The organism is Pengzhenrongella frigida (assembly GCF_004168625.1).
Lineage (GTDB): Bacteria > Actinomycetota > Actinomycetes > Actinomycetales > Cellulomonadaceae > Pengzhenrongella > Pengzhenrongella frigida.
In genome coordinates this window covers 45,467-65,350 of sequence record NZ_SDWW01000003.1, presented here as the reverse complement: position 1 = coordinate 65,350, position 19,884 = coordinate 45,467, and the positions used below count along the sequence as shown (strand labels likewise).

Below are 19,884 nucleotides of genomic sequence, written 5' to 3'. Positions count from 1 at the left end.
GCTGTGAAACCTCTGGACCCACGACTGCTGCGCCACACCCGCGGGGCCCGTCGGTACATCCTGATCACCGCCACCACCGGCGCCGTCACCGCGGCGCTGGTGGTGGCGCAGGCGTTGCTGATCGCCCACGCGGTGGCGCCGGTGATCGACGGCACCGCCGGGTGGGCGCACGTCGCCACGCTGCTGCCGGCCCTGGCCGCAGTGGTCGCGTTGCGCGCGGGCGTCCTCGTCGTGCAGGAGTCGAGCGCGCACCGCTCCGCCACGCACGTGATCGCCGAGCTCCGGGAGCAGGTCCTGACCCGCACGGTCGAGCTCGGGCCGCGCTGGCTCGCGGCCGAGCAGGGGCCCGCCGTCGTCACCCTGGTCACGCGCGGGCTGGACGACCTCGAGCCGTACTTCGTGCGGTACCTGCCCCAGCTCCTGCTGGCCGCGACCGTCACGCCCGCCACCCTCGCCGTCGTGCTCGGCCTCAACCTCGTCGCGGCCCTCACCATCGCGTTCACCCTCCCGCTCATCCCGGTCTTCATGTGGCTCATCGGCGTGCTCACCCAGAAGTTCGCCGCCGAGCGGCTCGCCACGATGCAACGCCTCGGCGCCCAGCTGATGGATCTGCTCGCGGGCCTGGGCACCCTCAAGGCCCTCGGACGCGAGCAGGGACCCGGAGCCAGGGTCGGCGAGCTGGGCCGGGCCTACACGCGGACCACCATGGCCACGCTGCGGGTGGCCTTCCTGTCGGGCGCGGTCCTGGAGTTCCTCTCCTCGATCGCGGTGGCTCTGGTCGCGGTGGGCATCGGTACGGGCCTGGTCTACGGCCGGATCGACCTCGTCACCGGCCTCGCGGTGCTCATGCTCGCGCCCGAGGTCTACCGGCCGATCCGGGAGGTCGGTGCGCAGTTCCACGCCTCCGCCGACGGCATCGCCGCCGCAGCGCAGAGCTTCGCCGTGATCGAGCACCCGCTCCCTCCTCGGGGGACGCGCCCCGCCCCCGACCTGCGCCAGACCGACATCGTGCTCGACGCGGTCAGCGTCGCCGCGCCGGGCCGGGCCACCTGGGCCCCGTGGCAGCTCGAGGCGCGCCTGCGGCCCGGCCGGGTGCTCGCGCTCGTCGGCCCCTCCGGTGCGGGCAAGTCCACCGCGGCCTCCGTGGTGCTCGGGCTGCTGACCCCCGACGACGGGGCCGTCCGGCTCGTCCCCGCCACCCCAGCCGGCGACTCCCCCGCCTCCGCCGGGGTCAGCCTGTCCGACGTCGATCCGGCCTCCTGGTGGGCGCAGATCGCCTGGGTGCCGCAGCGCCCCGTGATCGTGCCCGGGACGGTGCGGGCCAACGTCCTGGGGGACGCGGCCGCGGCCGTCGACGACCGCGCCCGGGTCGCGGCGCACGACACCGGGTTCGACGAGGTGCTGGCGCAGCTTCCCCACGGGTGGGACTCCGTGCTCGGTCAGGGCGGCGTCGGGCTGTCCCTCGGTCAGCGCCAGCGCCTCGCCCTCACGCGCGCGCTGCTCGGCACCCACCCCCTGGTCGTCCTCGACGAGCCCACCGCCCACCTCGACGCGCGGGCCGAGGAGCACGTGCTCACCGCGGTCGACCGCCTCCGCGCCCAGGGACGGACGGTGCTCGTGATCGCGCACCGGCAGGCCCTCATCGCCCGGGCCGACGACGTCGTGACCGTGCGATCCCGCGCCACCGACCCGGCCGACGGCGACCGTCCCGACGCGCCCCGCACGACCTCGACCCCGAGCCCGACCTCGGCTTCCGCCCGTGCGGAGCCGACGCCGTGAGCGCGCCCACCCGCGCGCCGGCGCACCCGTCCGAAGCGCCGACGACGACCGATCCACTCGCGAGGGGACTTGTCCCCCAGGAGGAACGCTCCGCCCTGCGTCGGTCGATCCGCCTGCTGCACATCGACCGACGACGCCTGCTCTGGGCTGTCCTCGCGGGCAGCGCCGGGCTCGGGAGCGCCGTGGCGCTGACCGCGACCGCGGCGTGGATGATCGCGCGCGCCTCCCAGATGCCCGACTTCGGCCAGCTGGCGGTCGCGGCCGTCGCCGTGCGCCTGTTCGGCACGTCCCGCGCCGTGCTCCGGTACCTCGAACGGCTCGCCTCCCACCAGGTGGCGCTCGAGGGGATGGCGGCGCTCCGGGAGAGCGTCTACACCACCCTCGCGAGCGGTCGAACCGACACCGTCACGACCCTGCGGCGCGGTGATCTGCTGGCCCGCACCGGGGCCGACGTCGACTCGGTGGGCGACGTCGTGGTCCGCGCCCTCGTCCCGGCCGCGGTCGCGGCGCTCGTGGGGCTCGGCTCGGCGGTCCTGGTGGGCTGGCTGAACGTCGGGGCCGGCATCGTCCTGGCCGGGTGCCTCCTGGTCGCCGGCGTCGTCGGGCCCGCACTGACCATCCGGTCGGTCCGGCTGTCCGAGCATGCCCAGATCCTTGCCCGCAGCGAGCTCAGCGCGACCGCGATGACCATGGTCGACGGTGCCGGTGAGCTCACGGTGTCGGGCGGGGTCCACGGGATGCTGTCCGAGCTGCGCCGGACGGAGGTCGCCCTGGCGCGGGCCAAGGACGCCGGGGCGCGGCCGGCCGCCCTGGCCGCCGGCATCGACACCCTCGCGATGGGCGTCGCGGTGCTCGGGTCCCTGCTCCTCGGGGTCCCGGCGACGATCGCCGGGGCGATGCAGCCGGTCGAGCTCGCGGTCATCGTGCTCACCCCCCTCGCCGCCTTCGAGGGCACCGCCCTGCTCGGCCCCGCGGCCGCACAGCTGGTGCGGTCCGGCGGCGCCGCGCTGCGGATCATGCGACTGCTCGACAACGCGACCAGCGACAGAACGACCAGCGGCAGCGCAGCGGACGGCAGCGCGCCGACGGCCCAGCTGAGCGCCGTCGGCGTCTCGGTCGGGTGGCCGGGCGGCCCGATCGTGGCCCACGGCATCGATCTGGACGTCGCCCCGGGACGGGCCATCGCCGTCGTCGGCGCCAGCGGCCTGGGCAAGACCACGGTGCTGCTCACCCTCGCCGGTCTGCTGCCCCCGGTCAGCGGTCAGGTGACCGTCGGCGGCCGGGCCGCGTGGGGCGCGCCGCGACCCTGGGTGAGCCGCCAGGTCGTGCTCACCGCCGAGGACGCCCACATCTTCGCCACGACCGTGCTGGAGAACCTCCGGGTCGCGCGCGGCGACGTCACCCCCGAGGAGGCCACCGACCTGCTCGGGCGGGTCGAGCTCGGCCCGTGGCTGGCCGCCCTGCCGCAGGGCCTGGACACGGTGCTCGGGTCGGACGCCACCACGATCTCCGGCGGCGAGCGTCGACGTCTGCTGCTGGCGCGTGCCCTGGCCAGCCGGGCGCAGCTCCTCCTGCTCGACGAACCGGGCGAGCACCTCGACGCGAGCACGGCCGACCGGCTCGTGGCCGACCTGTTGCGCACCGCCCACGAGTCCGGCGCCGGCCCCGCAGGTGACGAACCGCGCGGCCTCGTCCTGGTCACCCACCGCCTGGCCGCCCTCGGCGGCGCCGACGAGGTGATCGTGCTGGGGCACGCGGCTGCCGGCGGCGGGCCCGCACCCGACCAGGGAGGGCTGCGCCGCCCGGTGACGGTCGTCGCGCGCGGCACGCACGCCGAGCTCCTGGCGAGCGTGCCCGAGTACCGCTGGGCCGCCGAGCAGGACTCGGCACCTGACGTCTGACGCGTCGCGCCCGGTCGGTGACGTGCCCGGTCAGTGAACCGGTGGGTGCACCCGTCTCTGCTCGGCGATGTAGAGAGCCGCCTGCGTGCGCCCGTGCACCTGGATCTTGGCCAGCAGGCTCGAGACGTAGTTCTTGACGGTCTTCTCCGCCAGGTACATGCGGTCGGCGATCTCACGGTTCGTCAGCCCTTGCCCGATGAGGTCGAGAACCGCGCTCTCCTGGGCCGTCAGCAGGTCGAGCCGCCCGTCGTGCTGGTCGGCGCGTCGCAGGCGCTCGAGCACGCGCGCCGTCATCGACGAGTCGAGCAGCGTCCGTCCGGAGGCGACCGTCCGGATCGCGCCGACCAGGTCGACGCCCCGGATCTCCTTGAGGACGTAGCCCGCGGCACCGGCGGTGATGGCGTTGAGGAGTGCCTCGTCGTCGGAGTAGGACGTCAGCATCAGGCAGGCCAGGTCCGGCTGTGCCGACCGGAGCTCGCGGCACACCTCGACCCCGCTCCCGTCGGGCAGTCGGACGTCGAGGATGGCCACGTCCGCCTTCACCAGCGGACCCCGTGCCAGGGCCTCCGCCGCGGTGGCCGCCTCGCCCACGACGAGCATGTCGGGTTGCGAGTCGACGAGCCGGAGCAGGCCTTGGCGGACGATCTCGTGGTCGTCGAGCACGAATACCCTGATCACACCGACCCCCTCGTTCAGACCGACGCGCGCCGTCGGTACGGACCGACCCACCCGGCCACGGCCGGAGGCCGGTCGACGAGCTGGAAGCCCTTCCGAACCAGCGCCCCGCAGAGGGGACTGAAGACCCGGGACTTTATGACCCGTCTCCTCCATGGTGGGGGTATCGGTACCACTTGGCATCTGGGTGGCATCGGCGACGGGTCTTCACCGGCGGTATCGCGGGGAGGGGGTCATCCATGAGGGTCGACGGTCCGCTGGTGATCGCGCTCGACGGCTCGCTCCACAGCGCCCAGACGGTGCACTGGGGACTGACCGAGGCGGTCCTGCGCGATGCCCCCGTCCTCCTCACCCGGGTGTATCGCGAACCGCGCGAGCTCCTCGAGTGGAGCTGGTACCCGCTCCTGGGCGAGGACCTCGGGCTCGACACCGAGGTGCAGCAGTACCTCGCCGAGCAGCTCGAGCGCGCCCGTGCCCGCTTCCCGGCACTGACGATCGACGTGCGGGTGCTGTCCGGTCCCGAGGTACCCGAGCTGCGACGGCTCAGCGAGGACGCCCAGCTCCTGGTGATCGGCGCACGCGGTCACGCCGGCCGACGGCGGGTGGGTTCCGTGAGCGGGCATCTGGCGGCCCAGGGTCGCTGTCCGGTCGCTGTGGTGCGTGGCCCGGACGACGAGTCCCGACTGCACGCGGCGCCCGTCGTGGTCGGCGTCGACGGGTCGCAGTCGTCCCTGACAGCCGCCCACACGGCCGCCCGGGAAGCCTCGCTGCGAGCGGTCCCGCTCGTCGTCGTCCATGCCCGTCCCACGATCGCCAACCCCAACGGCCGCGGGATGCCGGCACTCCCCCCGCTCGCTGCCGGTCGGGTCGACGAGAACGATCCGACGCACCGCGCCGCGCAGGACATGGCGGCGGTCCTCCGAGCGATGTACCCGACCCTGGATGTCCGCCTGGAGCTGCTCGACGACGATCCGGTGCACGCACTCGTGGCCGCCTCACGCGACGCCCAGCTGGTCGTCGTCGGGTCACGGGGTCTCGGCGCGTTCCGCGGGATGCTGCTGGGCGCGGTCAGCAACGAGGTCGTCCGGGACGCCGAGTCCACGGTCCTCGTCCTGCACGATGCCGGGCCTCGCTCGCCGTAGCTCCGCACCATCGGTCACCGTCAGACAACGGTTTCCCCAGCGTCATGCACAGTTGTGCACAACCTGGACATACATCCCAAAGCGCCGCCGCTAGACCACGCTCGCGCCGAGCAGCGCGCCGATCCCGAAGGTCACGGCCATGGCGAGCGCACCGCCGAGCACCACCCGCAGCACCGCACGCAACCGGCTGGCCTTGCCGAGGAACGCGCTCACGGAGCCCGTGATCGCCAGCGCGAGCACGACGACCGCGAACGTGGCAGCCACGCGCACCGACGCCGGCGAGAGCGTGATCGCCGCGAGCGGGAGCAGTGCCCCGACGGTGAACGCCACCGCGGAGGCGAACGCCGCGTGCCACGGATTGGTCAGCGCGTCCGGGTCCAGGCCGAGCTCGACGTCGACGTGCGCGGCGAAGGCGTCCTGCGCGGTGAGCTCCTCGGCCACGAGCAGCGCGGTCGCGCCCGACAGGCCCTTGCGGCGGTAGAGGTCCGCGAGCTCGGCCAGCTCGGCCGCCGGGTCGTCGGCCAGCTCCTGGCGTTCCTTGGCGAGCAGCGCACGCTCGGTGTCGCGCTGGCTGCTCACCGAGACGTACTCCCCCAACGCCATCGAGACCGCACCGGCCACCAGCCCCGCGACGCCCGCGGTGAGGATCGGGCCCGGCTCGCTCGTGGCCGCCGCGACGCCGATGACGAGGCCGGCGGTCGAGATGATGCCGTCGTTGGCGCCGAGCACGCCGGCCCGCAACCAGTTCAACCGCGCCGCGAGGCCGTTCTCGTGGGGCTCGTCGGTGTGCGTGGCGAGCAGGCCGGGCGCCGGTGCCTCAGCGGGACCGGTGAGGTCGACTGGCTCGACGGGCTCGGTGGGGTCGACGGGCTCGGTGGCGCGGAAGTCGTCCATGCTCCGACGCTAGGCCCGTGGTGAACCCGCGCACCAGCGAGGTGAGGCTTCCCGAACCGGGTGTCGAGACCGGGAAACGACGTCGCCCGACCGGCGGCGTCCGGGTGAGGACGCTGCCGCTCGGGCGACGTGGGCGATCAGGGTAGATCAGGGCCGGCTGTGACCGGACTCCTCACCGACCTTGTGCACGAGGATCGAGTTGGTCGTTCCGGGGATGCCGACGGGCGCACCGGAGACGATCACCACGTAGTCACCGAGCTCGACGAGCCCGTTGGCGCGCAGGGTCTGATCGACCTGCTGGACCATGGCGTCCGTGTCCGCGACCGAGGCGACCTCGTAGCTCTGCACGCCCCAGCTCAGCGAGAGCCGGTTGCGCACGGTCGTGATCGGCGTGAACGCGAGCAACGGGATCTTCGAGCGCAGGCGGGACATCCGCTGGGCGGAGTCACCCGACTGCGTGAACGTCACGAGGTACTTGACGTTGAGGGTCTCGCCGATCTCGGCCGCCGCCCGGGTGATCGCGCCACCGCGGGTGTGCGGGCTCGAACCGAGCGGTGCGATGCGCTCGGCACCGAACTCCTCGGTGTTCTCGATGATCCGCGCCATCGTGCGCACGGCCTCGATCGGGAACTCTCCCATGGCGGTCTCGCCCGAGAGCATGACCGCGTCGGCACCGTCGAGCACCGCGTTGGCGCAGTCCGAAGCCTCGGCCCGCGTCGGGCGCGGCGCGGAGATCATCGACTCGAGGACCTGCGTCGCGACGATGACGGGCTTGGCGCTGCGACGAGCGAGCTCGATCGCGCGCTTCTGCACGAGCGGGACCTGCTCGAGCGGCATCTCGACGCCGAGGTCGCCGCGGGCGACCATGATGCCGTCGAACGCATCCACGATCTCGGCGAGGTTGTCGACGGCCTGCGGCTTCTCGACCTTGGCGATGACGGGGACGATGCGCCCCTCCTCCTCCATGATCCGGCGCACGTCGTCGTAGTCCGCCGCGCTGCGCACGAAGGACAGCGCGATCATGTCCGCGCCGATCCGCAGGCCCCAGCGGAGGTCGGCCTCGTCCTTCTCGGACATGGCCGGCACGGAGACCGCGACACCCGGGAGGTTCAGGCCCTTGTTGTTGGAGACCGGACCGGCCACCTCGACGCGGGTCACGACGCGCGGGCCGTCGACGGCCGTCACGCGGACGAGCACGCGGCCGTCGTCGATGAGGATCGGGTCGCCGACGCGGGCATCGCCCGGCAGGCCCTTGTGCGTGGTGGAGACGAGCTCCTTGGTTCCCGGGACGTCTTCGGTCGTGATCGTGAAGACGTCGCCGATGGCCAGCTCGTGCTTGGTCTCGACGAACCGGCCGAGCCGGATCTTGGGACCCTGGAGGTCGACCAGGACGGCAACCGAACGACCCGACGCCTTGGCGGCGGCCCGGACGTTGTTGTACACGCGCTCGTGAACCTCGGTAGCTCCGTGGCTACGGTTCAGTCGGGCCACGTCCATGCCGGCGTCAACCAGCGCCTGGATCTGCTCGGCGGACTCCGTGGCGGGTCCGATGGTGCATACAATTTTCGCTCTGCGCATGAGGGAAGCCTAGGCCTTTCGTTGTGGTGGTCACTGTGCCGATAGTCCCAATGGCGGCCCCCACCACCGGGATATGACGAGCTGTCTACGAGCGGGCAATCGGGGGCGATCAGTCAAGAACGGAGCGGTCAAGAACGGAGCGGTCAGGGGCGGAGCGGTCAGGGGCGGAGCGGAACCGTGCTCGCGGTGATCGGGAACGGCAGCTCGGTGCCCCCGGACAGGTAGGCGTCGACCGACGCGGCCGCGGCGCGGCCCTCGGCGATCGCCCAGACGATGAGGGACTGGCCCCGGCCGGCGTCGCCGGCCACGAACATCCCGGGCACGCTCGACGCGTAGTCGTCGCCGCGCGCGACCCAGCCCCTGCCGGTGAGGTCGGCACCCGTCTGCTCGACGAGCTCCGCGCTCTCCGGTCCGGTGAACCCCATGGCGATGAGCACGAGGTCCGCCGGGATCTCGCGCTCGGTGCCGGCGGTCGGGACCCGGCGTCCGTCCGCGAGGTACTCGGTGGTGGCCAGCCGGAGCCGTCGCACGTGGCCGGCGTCGGCGCCCTCGCCCCCGACGAACGCGACGGTGGACGCGAGGTAGTCGCGCTCACCACCTTCCTCGTGCGAGCTCGACACCTCGAACACGATCGGGTCGGTCGGCCAGGGCTGGTCGACCGGCCGGTCCGTGGGCGGGTGCTTGCCGATGGCGAGCGTGGTGACCGACGCGGCCCCCTGCCGCAACGCGGTACCCAGGCAGTCCGACCCGGTGTCGCCGCCGCCGATGATGACCACGTGCTTGCCGGTCGCGAGGATCTGGTCGGGCACCGCCCGACCGGCCACCACGAGGTTGGACTGGTGCAGGAAGGGCATGGCCACGTGCACGCCCTCGAGCTCGCGCCCGGGGAGGGGCAGCTCGCGCGGCACGGTCGCACCCGTGGCGACGACCACGGCGTCGTACCGGGCCTGCAGATCGGCCCAGGTGATGTCCTTGCCGATCGTGATGCCCGGGCGGAAGCGGGTGCCCTCTTCCTCCATCTGGGCCAGCCGACGGTCGATGTGGATCTTCTCGAGCTTGAAGTCGGGGACGCCGTACCGCAGCAGCCCCCCGATCGCGTCGTCGCGCTCGTACACCGCGACGGTGTGCCCCGCCCGCGTCAGCTGCTGGGCGGCGGCCAGCCCGGCCGGACCGGAGCCCACGACGGCCACGGTGAACCCGGTGAGGCGCTGCGGGATCTGCGGCGCGACCAGGCCACGTTCGAAGGCCTCATCGATGATCGAGACCTCGATGTTCTTGATCGTCACCGGCGGCTGGTTGATGCCGAGCACGCACGCCGACTCGCACGGCGCGGGGCAGATCCGGCCGGTGAACTCCGGGAAGTTGTTCGTCACGTGCAGGCGCTCGATCGCGTCGCCCCACTGCTCCTGCCGGGCCAGGTCGTTCCACTCGGGGATCAGGTTCCCGAGCGGACAGCCCTGGTGACAGAACGGGATGCCGCAGTCCATGCACCGGGTCGCCTGGCGCTGCAGCATCGCCAGGTCCTCCGGGTGGGTGGCCCGATGCGCGTGCACCTCGCGCCAGTCCATGAGCCGCACCGGGACGGGCCGGTTCGCGGGCAGCTCCCGCTCCCGGAACGTGAGGAACCCGCGAGGGTCAGGCACGGGAGACCTGCAGGATGTGCTCCCAGACGCCGGGGGCGCCCGGGTCGAGACCTTCGGCCTTCGCGCTCGCCATCGCGATGGTCATCCGAGCGAACTCGGTCGGCAGGACCCGCGTGAACCGGCTCCGCAGCGCCGTCGGGTCCGTCAGCAGCTCGGCCGCGAGCGGCGAACCGGTCTCGTCGTGGTGGCGGCGCAGGAGGCCCTCGATCCGGGCCACGTCGTCGTCGTCCGGCGTCGCCAGGGTGATCTCGCCCGACGCGAGCGCGGGGAGGTTGACCGCGCTCGGGCGCAGGTCGAGCACGTACGCGGTGCCGCCCGACATCCCGGCGGCGAAGTTGCGCCCGGTCCGACCGAGCACGAGGACGGTGCCGCCCGTCATGTACTCGCAGCCGTGGTCGCCGACCCCCTCGACGACGAGGGTCGCCCCGGAGTTGCGGACCGCGAACCGCTCCCCGACGACGCCGCGCAGGTAGATCTCGCCCGAGGTGGCGCCGTAGCCGATCACGTTGCCCGCGATCACGTCGCGGTCACCGGTGAGGACCGCCGACCGGTCGGGGCGCACCACGATGCGCCCGCCGGACAGCCCCTTGCCGACGTAGTCGTTGGCGTCGCCGAACAGGCGGATCGTGATCCCCGCGGGCAGGAAGGCGCCGAGGGACTGGCCGGCCGAGCCGGTGAGGGTGAGGTCGATCGTGCCGTCCGGCAGCCCGGCGCCACCGAACCGCTTGGTCACCTCGTGCCCGAGCATCGTGCCGACCGTGCGGTTGACGTTGCGCACCGGCAGATCGATCCGGACCGGCTCGCTGCGTTCGAGCGCATCGGCGGAGAGCGCGATGAGGGTGTTGTCGAGCGCCTTGGCAAGACCGTGGTCCTGCGAGCGCGTGTGGCGCAAGGAGGAGCCCTCGGCCGGCGACGGGACAGCGAGCACGGGACCGAGGTCGAGACCGTCGGCCTTCCAGTGCTCGATCGCCGAGCGCGTGTCGAGCGTCTCGACCCGCCCGATCGCCTCGGCGATCGTGCGGAACCCGAGTGCGGCGAGGTGCTCGCGCACCTCCTGGGCGATGTACTCGAAGAACGTGATGACGAACTCCGGCTTGCCGGTGTAGCGCGCCCGGAGCTCGGGGTTCTGGGTGGCGACGCCGACCGGACAGGTGTCGAGGTGGCACGCGCGCATCATGACGCAGCCGGAGACGACCAGCGGGGCGGTGGCGAAGCCGAACTCCTCGGCCCCGAGCAGCGCCGCCACCATCACGTCGCGCCCGGTCTTGAGCTGGCCGTCGACCTGCACGACGATCCGGTCGCGCAGGTTGTTCAGCACGAGCGTCTGCTGCGTGTCGGCGAGGCCGATCTCCCACGGCCCACCGGCGTGCTTCAGCGACGTGAGCGGGCTCGCACCCGTGCCGCCGTCGTGCCCGGAGATGAGGACGACGTCGGCGTGCGCCTTCGAGACCCCCGCCGCCACCGTGCCGACGCCGACCTGGCTGACGAGCTTGACGTGCACGCGCGCCACCGGGTTGGCGTTCTTCAGGTCGTGGATCAGCTGGGCGAGATCCTCGATCGAGTAGATGTCGTGGTGCGGCGGCGGCGAGATGAGGCCGACGCCCGGCGTGGAGTGCCGCGTGGCCGCGATGGCCGGCGAGACCTTGTGCCCGGGCAGCTGGCCGCCCTCGCCCGGCTTGGCGCCCTGGGCCATCTTGATCTGGATGTCGTCGGCGTTCGTCAGGTAGTCCGACGTGACCCCGAACCGGCCCGAGGCGACCTGCTTGATCTTGCTGCGCCGCTTGGGGTCCCGCAGACGGTCCGGGTCCTCGCCGCCCTCGCCGGTGTTCGAGCGCCCGCCGAGCGCGTTCATCGCGATCGCCATGGTCTCGTGCGCCTCGGCGGAGATCGAGCCGTACGACATCGCCCCGGTGTTGAACCGCTTGACGATCTCGCTGACCGGCTCGACCTCGTCGAGCGGGACGGCCGGCCGCGCGCCGTCCTGGAACGAGAGCAGCCCGCGCAGCGTCATGAGACGACGGGACTGGTCGTCGATCCGCCGCGTGTACTCACGGAACACGCCCATCTGGCGGGTCCGGGTGGAGTGCTGCAGGCGGAAGACGGTCTCGGGGTCGAAGAGGTGCTCCTCGCCGTCCCGGCGCCACTGGTACTCCCCGCCGACGGCGAGCCGCTTGTGCGGCAGGCTGTTGCCGCTGCGCGGGTACGCGTCGGCGTGCCGCGCCGCGACCTCGGCGGCGATCACGTCCAGACCGATGCCCCCCAACCGGCTCGTGGTCCCGTGGAAGTACGTGTCGACGAGGTCCTGCGACAGCCCGATGGCCTCGAAGACCTGCGAGCCGCGGTAGCTCATGATGGTCGAGATCCCCATCTTGCTCATGACCTTGAGCACGCCCTTGCCGAGGGCCTTGATGAGGTTGGCGACGGCCTTCTCAGGCGCGAGGTCCAGGTAGCCCGCGATCGCGAGGTCCTCGACCGTCTCCATCGCGAGGTAGGGGTTGACCGCGGCCGCGCCGTAGCCGATCAGCAGCGCGACGTGGTGGACCTCGCGCACGTCGCCGGCCTCGATGACGAGCGAGACGCGGGTGCGGGTGCGCCGGCGCAGCAGGTGGTGGTGCACCCCGCTCGACAGCAGCAGCGACGGGATGGCCGCGAGGGTCGCGTCGCCGTCCCGGTCGGACAGCACGATGAAGTTGACCCCGGCCTCGACGGCCTCGTCGACCTCGGCGAAGATCTCCTCGAGGCGGGCCTCGAGGGCGTCGCCGCCGCCGTCGACCCGGTACAGGCCACGCACGGTGATCGCCTTGAACGTCCCCGCGAGCCGCGGATCGCGGTGCACTCGGGCGATCTTGGCCAGCTCGTCGTTGTCGATCACCGGGAACGGCAGCACGAGCTTGCGGGCATGCTCCGGGGTGTCGTCCAGCAGGTTCGGCTCGGTGCCGATCGCCCCGCCGATCGAGGTCACCAGCTCCTCGCGGATCGCGTCCAGCGGCGGGTTCGTGACCTGCGCGAACATCTGCGTGAAGTAGTCGAAGAGCAACCGCGGACGGGTCGAGAGGACCGCGAGCGGGGTGTCCGAACCCATGGCTCCGAGCGGCTCTCCCCCGCTGGCGGCGATCGGGCCGAGGATGATCTTGAGCTCTTCCTCGGTGTACCCGAAGGCTCGCTGGCGCCGGTGGACCGAGGCGCGGGAGTGCGCCACGTGCTCGCGCTCGGGCAGGTCGGGCAGGGCGATCGCATACTGCTCGACCCACTGCGCATAGGGGCGCTGGGAGGCGAGCTGGGTCTTGATCTCCTCGTCCTCGACGATCCGGCCGGCGCCGGTGTCCACGAGGAACATGCGGCCGGGCTCGAGGCGGCCCTTGCGGACGACCGTCGCGGGGTCGATGTCGAGCACCCCGGCCTCGGAGGCCAGCACGACCAGCCCGTCCTCGGTGACCCAGTACCGCCCCGGGCGCAGGCCGTTGCGGTCCAGCACGGCGCCGATGAGGGTGCCGTCGGTGAAGGTGAGGGCGGCGGGGCCGTCCCACGGCTCCATCAGGGACGCGTGGTACTCGTAGAACGCCCGACGCGCGGGGTCCATCTCGGCGTGGTTCTCCCACGCCTCCGGGATCATCATCAGCACGGCGTGCGGCAGGGAGCGGCCGGCCAGGTGCAGCAGCTCGAGGACCTCGTCGAAGGTCGCCGAGTCGCTCGCCGAGTCGCTGCACACGGGCAGCAGCGGTGCGAGGTCGCCGAGCTTGTCGCTCGCGAGGGTGCTCTCGCGGGCGGCCATCCAGTTGCGGTTGCCTCGGACGGTGTTGATCTCACCGTTGTGGGCGATCAGCCGGAACGGCTGGGCGAGCGGCCAGGACGGGAACGTGTTGGTCGAGAACCGCGAGTGGACCAGCGCGAGCTCGCTCGCGTACCGCGGGTCGGACAGGTCGGGGAAGAACGGCTCGAGCTGGGACGTGGTGAGCATGCCCTTGTAGGTGATCGTCCGGGCGGACAGCGACGCGAAGTAGACGTCGGCCTCCCGCTCGGCCCGCCGGCGCAGGCGGAAGGCCCGGCGGTCGAGCTCGAGCCCGGACAGCTCACCGGACGGGTCCGCCACGACCAGGTGGCGGAACAGGGGCATGGACGCGCGAGCCGTCGGGCCGACCAGGTCCGCCGTGACGGGGACGTCGCGCCACGCGAGCACGTCGAGCTTCTCCTCGACGGCGATCGCTTCGATCGCGGCGACCGCAGCGGTCCGCTCGGCGTCGTCGACCGGGAGGAAGGCCATGCCGATGGCGTAGTGCCCGGCGGGCGGGAGGTCGGCGTCGATCACGTCCCGCATGAACGCGTCCGGGATCTGGGTGAGGATCCCGGCGCCGTCACCGCTGTCGGGTTCGGCACCGACGGCGCCGCGGTGGTCGAGGTTGAGCAGGGCGGTCAGCCCCGCGTCGACGATGTCGCGCCCGGGCGTGCCGCGCAGCGTCGCGACGAACGCGACCCCGCACGCATCGTGCTCGTTGGCGGGGTCGTACAGACCCTGCTGCAGGGGCGCGACAGCCTCTGATGTGCGCTTCGACGACGTGGACATCTGGACCGCCCTCACCATCCCGGGCACCACGCCAGGGAGTTTGCATGAACATGGGGGTACGTACCGGACGCCGTCGGCAGGCACGTGTGAAGTGGACGATACATGCCGGAAACGAACCCGGTCACGCTGTCCAAGGTCTTCCCGCACAACCCGGCCCGAGTCACGGGGACGCGTCTGCCGAGTTCTGCGCGTCCTGCGGGACCGATGGCTCCACCAGGACGGAGGTCTCACGCCCAGGGTGACGGCGTCCGACCAGGACGAACATTATCAGCGCACCAAGGCCCACCACGATGGACGTCCAGACGTTGAGCCGCAGGCCGAGCACCAACGTGGCCGGGTCGATCCGCAGCAGCTCGATCCAGAGCCGACCCGTCGTGTACATGACCACGTACAGCCAGAACACCCGACCGTGCCCGAGCCGGTACCGCCGGTCGAGGTAGATCAGCAGCGCAGCGGCCGCCAGGTTCCACAGGATCTCGTACAGGAACGTGGGATGGAACAAGGTGTCCGCGGGGTAGCCCTCGGGGAAGGTCGGGCTGGTCGGGTCGATGCGCAGGCCCCAGGGCAGGGTCGTCGGACCACCGAAGAGCTCCTGGTTGAACCAGTTCCCGAGCCGACCGAGGGCCTGGGCCACGAGCAGTCCCGGGGCGACCGCGTCCGCGAACGACGAGAAGCGCACGCCTTCGCGCTTGCAGCCGATCCAGGCCCCGACCGCTCCCAGGGCGATCGCACCCCAGATGCCGAGACCGCCCTCCCAGATGAACAGCGCCGTGACCGGGTCGCCACCGGCACCGAAGTACGCGTCCGGCGAGCTGATCACGTGGTAGATCCGGCCGCCGATGATCCCGAACGGCACGGCCCAGAACACGATCTCGAGCACCGTCTCGGGGTCTCCCCCGCGCTCCGCCCAGCGCCGTCGTGTCATCCACAGCGCGACGGCGATCCCGGCCAGGATCGAGAACGCGTAGGCGCGCAGCGGGAACGGGCCGAGGTGCCAGACGGAGACGGACGGGCTGGGGATGGCGACCGGGAGAAGTCCGGACACCGAGCCGAAGGAGATCACGTCCTGATCGTACGTTCCGCCGACCGGACCCCGGCGGCGAGGGCCGCGGTCACCGTGGTGAGCCCGGCGATGCCCGCGGCCAGGGTGTCCGCCTCGAGGAGCGGTCGCACGAGCGCTGAGCCGACGATCACGCCGTCCGCGTACGAGGCCACGTCGGCCGCCTGCTCGGGGCGCGAGACCCCCAGGCCCACGCAGACCCGGGCGGCGCCGGCGGCACGCGTGTCGGCGACGAGCGCCGACGCCCGCGCCCCGAGCGTCGTCCGTTCCCCGGTCACGCCCATGGTGGAGGCGGCGTAGACGAACCCGCGGGAGGCGGCCGACGTCGAGGCGAGCCGCCGGGGCGTCGAGCTGGGCGCGACGATGAACACCCGATCGAGGCCGTGCGCGTCCGAGGCCACGATCCACTCGCCGGCCTCGTCGGGGATGAGGTCGGGGGTGATCAGGCCCGCACCGCCCGCAGCGGCCAGGTCGCGCGCGAACGCGTCGACCCCGTAGTGCATGACGGGGTTCCAGTAGGTCATCACCAGCACGGGGGCACCCGCCTGCGCGATCTGCTCCACGGCGGCGAACACGTCGTGCACCCGCACCCCGCCGGCGAGCGCGTGCTCGACGGCGTTCTGGATGATCGGACCGTCCATCACGGGATCCGAGTACGGCACCCCGAGCTCGACGACGTCGACCCCCGCCTCGACCATCGCGATGGCCGCGGCGATGGAGCCGGGCACGTCGGGGAACCCGAGGGGCAGGTAGCCGATCAACGCCGCGCGCCCCGCACCGTTGAGCTCGTCGAGCCGGTCGGCGGTCTTGCTCTGGATCGTCAGCGCGCTCACAGCGTGTCTCCCGCTTCCTGGCCGACGACGGCGTCCTGGCCGACGACGCCCGGCTCGGCGTCAAGAACCCCGAACCAGGCGGCGGCGGTCTCCACGTCCTTGTCGCCGCGACCCGAGAGGTTCACGAGGATGACCGCATCCGGTCCCAGCTCGCGCCCGAGGTCGATCGCGCCCGCCAACGCGTGCGCCGACTCGATCGCCGGGATGATGCCCTCCGTGCGGCACAGCAGCCGGAACGCGTCCATCGCCTGGGCGTCGGTGATCGGGCGGTACTCGGCCCGGTGGATGCTGGCGAGGAAGGAGTGTTCCGGTCCGACCCCGGGGTAGTCCAGACCGGCCGAGATGGAGTGGCTCTCGATCGTCTGGCCGTCGTCGTCCTGGAGCAGGAACGACCGGGCGCCGTGCAGCACGCCCGGGCTGCCCGCGGTGATGGTGGCAGCGTGCCGACCCGTCTCGACGCCGTCGCCACCGGCCTCGAGCCCGACCAGCCGCACCTCCGGGTCGTCGAGGAACGCATGGAAGATGCCGATGGCGTTCGATCCGCCGCCGACGCAGGCCGCGACGACGTCGGGCAGCCGCCCGACCAGGTCGAGCACCTGCTGTCGGGCCTCGACCCCGATGATCCGCTGCAGGTCGCGCACCATCCCCGGGAACGGGTGGGGACCGGCGACCGTCCCGAACACGTAGTTGGTCGTCTCGACGTTGGTCACCCAGTCGCGCAGCGCCTCGTTGATCGCGTCCTTGAGCGTCCGCGACCCCGTGGTCACCGGGATGACCTCCGCCCCGAGCAGACGCATCCGCGCCACGTTCAGAGCCTGCCGGCGGGTGTCCTCCTCGCCCATGTAGACCACGCACTCGAGGTCGAACAGGGCGGCCGCGGTCGCCGTCGCCACACCGTGCTGCCCGGCACCGGTCTCCGCGATCACGCGGGTCTTGCCGATCCGTTTGGTCAGCAGCGCCTGGCCGAGCACGTTGTTGATCTTGTGCGACCCCGTGTGGTTGAGGTCTTCACGCTTGAGGATGATCCGCGCGCCGCCGGCGTGCGCCGCGAACCGGGGCACCTCGGTGATGATGCTGGGCCGGCCGGTGTAGGTGCGGTGCAGCCGCGCGAGCTCCTCGAGGAACTCCGGGTCGACCTTGGCCTTCTGGAACTCGGTGTCGAGCTCGTCGAGCGCCGCGATCAGCGCCTCCGGCACGAACCGGCCCCCGAACTCACCGAAGTAGGGGCCCGCACCCGTTGCCAACGACTCGCGCGCGCTCTTGCTGCTCTGCTCCACCGGAGACTGCTCCTTCACGTTCTGGTCGGTTCGGGTCAGGTCGGTCGGTTCCGCACGGCGCGCAGCGACGGGTGCGAACCCGCAGCGACGAGGCTGGCCACCGACTCACCGGGATCCGCACCGGTCACGAGCGCCTCGCCGACGAGCACCGCGTCGGCACCGAGCCGGGCGAACGCCATCACGTCGTGCGGGCCGCGGATGCCGGACTCGGCCACCCGCACGATCCCGGCCGGGATGAGCGGGGCCACCCGGCCGAAGGTCTCGCGGTCGACCAGCAGGGTCTTGAGGTTGCGGGAGTTCACGCCGATGATGCGGGCCCCCGCGTCGACGGCCCGGGCGACCTCGTCGCCGTCGTGCACCTCGACCAGGGCGGTCATCCCGAGCGAGTGGACCCGCTCGACGAACGAGGTGAGCACCGTCTGCTCGAGCGCCGCGACTATCAGGAGCACGAGGTCGGCGCCATAGGCGCGCGCCTCCCAGATCTGGTACGGCGAGACGATGAAGTCCTTGCGCAGGATGGGGATGTCCACGGCGGCGCGAACGGCGGCAAGGTCGGCGAGCGACCCCTTGAACCGGCGCTGCTCGGTCAGGACGGAGATGATGGCCGCGCCACCCTGCTCGTACTTGCGGGCGAGCGCGGCCGGGTCGGTGATCGACGCCAGCTCACCCTTGCTGGGGCTCGACCGCTTGACCTCGGCGATCACGGCCACGGCGGAGTCGTCGTGCAGGGTGCTCAGGCACTCCTTGGCACCGAGCGCGCGCGCGGCGCGCTCCTTGAGCGCACTCAGTGGTGTCTTTGCCTCGCGCATCGCGAGATCCTCTCGGACCCCCGCGATGATGTCGTCAAGCACCGTCATCGTCGCCCCAACCTCCCCCTGGCCGACGCCGCCTACCCGAGGGGTAGCGGCGAAACTGCGTCAATCGTAGAGCCGGAGCCCATCGGACCTGACCATGGCACGGGCATGAACACCTCCGCGCGAGCGTCTCACGGCGCCAACCACGGAGCCAGAGCGGGGACGTTGCGAGCCACCCCGTACGCCACCAGAACGGTCAGCAGCACCGCTGCGAGCCACGCGCTGCGCCGGCTCGAGGTGACGGTCGGGCGCCACCGGCCCGGGTGCCACGACCGCACCAGCCACCGCCCCCAGGCGCCGACGACGAGCGGCGCCGCCAGGACGAGGAGGGGGTTGTGGCCCCACGCCCCGGCGAGATCGAGCTGGGTGAGGTCGTGGACCGCGCGCAACCCGCCGCACGCGGGGCAGTACAGCCCGGTGAGGGTCAGCAGCGGGCACACGACGTAGTGCCCGGGACGGTTCGGGTCGACCGCCGCGACGTACGCCGTGGCGATCAGCGCGAGGCCCGCCGCCACCAGGGGCCCGCGCACCGCTCGGACGACGACGGCGCGGCCCGTCCCCGCCTGGGGGATCGGACCGCGCCGGCCGGTGTCGGTGCTCACCGGTTCAGCTCCTCGAACCTCAGGTGTTCAGGTTCGCGTCGTTGAGGTCGTTGAGGTCGTTGATGACCATCTCCCAGTCCCCCGTCGCAACCACGACGAAGAAGAAGATGAGCCCCAGCAGGAAGAGCACGGTCGCGATCCACCCGAGCACGATCCCGGCCGTGGCCAGGCCACCGTTGTTCGCCTGACCCTCGGCGACCGCTCGCTTGGCCTTGTTCCCCAGGATGATCGCCGGGATCCCGGTGAAGAAGCCGCAGGACAGCACGAAGGAGGCGATGCCGAGCACGAGGGACCAAACGCCGAGGCTGTTCTTCGGGAACCCGTACCCCGGCTGGCCGGCGTAGGCGCCGCCGTACGGAGCGGGTGCCTGCGCGCCGTACGGCGGCTGGGCACCGTAGGGCGGCTGGGCACCGTAGGGCGGGGGCTGCGCACCGTACGCCGGGGGCTGCGCACCGTAGGCGGGGGGCTGGGCACCGTAGGCCGGAGGCTGCGCGCCGGGCACCGGCGGCTGGGCGCCGTACGGTTCGGCACCGTAGCCCGAGGGCTGGGAACCGTAGGACGACGGGGTCTCGCCCGCCGACGGCTGCGCCGGCTGGTCGGAGGAGCTGGGCTGCTCGGGCTCACGCCCAGCGGCGAACGGGTCAATCGGTGCGTTCGGATCCGACATCGAACCTCCCTGGTTGGCTCCCGTGCAGCGCGGACCGCGATTTCGGCCCGGGCCCCACGGGTTGCGATGGTGGCGGACAGGCCTAGTGAGAGCGTCCCTCGGCACGGGCGCGGGCCGCGCGGGCGAGGGTGTACTTCCCGCCCTGTCCGTAGCCGGCCATCTGCAGGACCTTGCCGGCGACGACCCCGACGACGACGACCGCCATCCCCACCCAGAACAACCAGGGCAGGGCCGCGAGCACCCCGAACGAGGCGAGGATCCCCCCGACCAGCACCACGGTCACGGCGGTCCACGCGGCGATCGTCCGACCGTGGTTGCGCCACGGCGCGGTCGCAGGCAGCGATGCGGTCTCGGACAGGGACGTCGATCTCTCGACGGACGGATCGGTCATGCAAAGGCCCTTTCATCTGCGGACACG

The 19,884-nt window shown here is 72.3% G+C and carries 15 protein-coding genes; 3 read left to right on the top strand and 12 right to left on the bottom strand.

Going from position 1 to position 19,884, the window contains the following annotated elements:
• Positions 1–3: 3 nt before the first annotated feature.
• Complete coding sequence (cydD, locus tag EUA98_RS01790; RefSeq protein WP_130100950.1) at positions 4–1,779, top strand: thiol reductant ABC exporter subunit CydD; 1,776 nt, start codon at positions 4–6, stop codon at positions 1,777–1,779.
• On the top strand, positions 1,776–3,680 hold the full coding sequence (gene cydC / locus EUA98_RS01785) for a thiol reductant ABC exporter subunit CydC (RefSeq protein ID WP_130100949.1): 1,905 nt from the start codon (positions 1,776–1,778) through the stop codon (positions 3,678–3,680). The genes cydD and cydC overlap by 4 nt, the downstream gene beginning before the upstream one ends.
• Before the next feature lie 30 nt (positions 3,681–3,710).
• Here the strand turns inward: cydC and EUA98_RS01780 are convergent, their stop codons facing one another.
• The gene (locus EUA98_RS01780) at positions 3,711–4,358 is read right to left on the bottom strand and encodes a response regulator (protein ID WP_207218927.1); all 648 of its coding nucleotides are present in this window, start codon (positions 4,356–4,358) and stop codon (positions 3,711–3,713) included.
• A 236-nt stretch (positions 4,359–4,594) separates the two neighbouring features.
• Between EUA98_RS01780 and EUA98_RS01775 the strand changes: the two genes are divergently transcribed.
• On the top strand, positions 4,595–5,497 hold the full coding sequence (locus tag EUA98_RS01775) for a universal stress protein (protein WP_130100947.1): 903 nt from the start codon (positions 4,595–4,597) through the stop codon (positions 5,495–5,497).
• A 90-nt stretch (positions 5,498–5,587) separates the two neighbouring features.
• Here EUA98_RS01775 and EUA98_RS01770 read toward each other — a convergent pair whose 3' ends face one another.
• From EUA98_RS01770 to EUA98_RS01720, 11 genes are all read right to left on the bottom strand, one after another.
• Positions 5,588–6,391: a VIT1/CCC1 transporter family protein gene (locus tag EUA98_RS01770; RefSeq protein WP_130100946.1), complete on the bottom strand. Its 804-nt coding sequence runs from the start codon at positions 6,389–6,391 to the stop codon at positions 5,588–5,590.
• Between the two features lie 147 nt (positions 6,392–6,538).
• Positions 6,539–7,969, bottom strand: a complete 1,431-nt coding sequence (gene pyk / locus EUA98_RS01765; protein WP_130100945.1) for a pyruvate kinase — start codon at positions 7,967–7,969, stop codon at positions 6,539–6,541.
• Between the two features lie 158 nt (positions 7,970–8,127).
• A complete protein-coding gene (locus EUA98_RS01760; protein ID WP_130100944.1) occupies positions 8,128–9,612 on the bottom strand; it encodes a glutamate synthase subunit beta in 1,485 nt (494 codons plus the stop codon).
• Positions 9,605–14,173 carry a glutamate synthase large subunit gene (gene gltB, locus EUA98_RS01755; protein WP_130100943.1) on the bottom strand — a complete coding sequence of 1,523 codons (4,569 nt, stop codon included), beginning with the start codon at positions 14,171–14,173 and terminating at the stop codon, positions 9,605–9,607. Before gltB ends, EUA98_RS01760 begins: the two co-directional genes overlap by 8 nt.
• A gap of 160 nt (positions 14,174–14,333) precedes the next feature.
• Complete coding sequence (gene lgt / locus EUA98_RS01750) at positions 14,334–15,236, bottom strand: prolipoprotein diacylglyceryl transferase (protein ID WP_242511205.1); 903 nt, start codon at positions 15,234–15,236, stop codon at positions 14,334–14,336.
• Entirely contained in the window at positions 15,233–16,066 is an 834-nt protein-coding gene (gene trpA, locus EUA98_RS01745) for a tryptophan synthase subunit alpha (protein ID WP_130100942.1), read from the bottom strand. The genes lgt and trpA overlap by 4 nt, the downstream gene beginning before the upstream one ends.
• Positions 16,063–17,343: a tryptophan synthase subunit beta gene (trpB, locus tag EUA98_RS01740; protein ID WP_130100941.1), complete on the bottom strand. Its 1,281-nt coding sequence runs from the start codon at positions 17,341–17,343 to the stop codon at positions 16,063–16,065. Before trpB ends, trpA begins: the two co-directional genes overlap by 4 nt.
• 35 nt (positions 17,344–17,378) lie before the next feature.
• Complete coding sequence (gene trpC / locus EUA98_RS01735; protein WP_130100940.1) at positions 17,379–18,200, bottom strand: indole-3-glycerol phosphate synthase TrpC; 822 nt, start codon at positions 18,198–18,200, stop codon at positions 17,379–17,381.
• Positions 18,201–18,328: 128 nt separating this feature from the next.
• Entirely contained in the window at positions 18,329–18,799 is a 471-nt protein-coding gene (locus tag EUA98_RS01730; protein ID WP_130100939.1) for a DUF2752 domain-containing protein, read from the bottom strand.
• Between the two features lie 19 nt (positions 18,800–18,818).
• Positions 18,819–19,466 (bottom strand): DUF4190 domain-containing protein, encoded by a 648-nt coding sequence (locus EUA98_RS01725; protein ID WP_130100938.1) that lies wholly within the window; start codon positions 19,464–19,466, stop codon positions 18,819–18,821.
• A gap of 82 nt (positions 19,467–19,548) precedes the next feature.
• Complete coding sequence (locus EUA98_RS01720; protein ID WP_242511204.1) at positions 19,549–19,857, bottom strand: HGxxPAAW family protein; 309 nt, start codon at positions 19,855–19,857, stop codon at positions 19,549–19,551.
• Between the last annotated feature and the right edge of the window lie 27 nt (positions 19,858–19,884).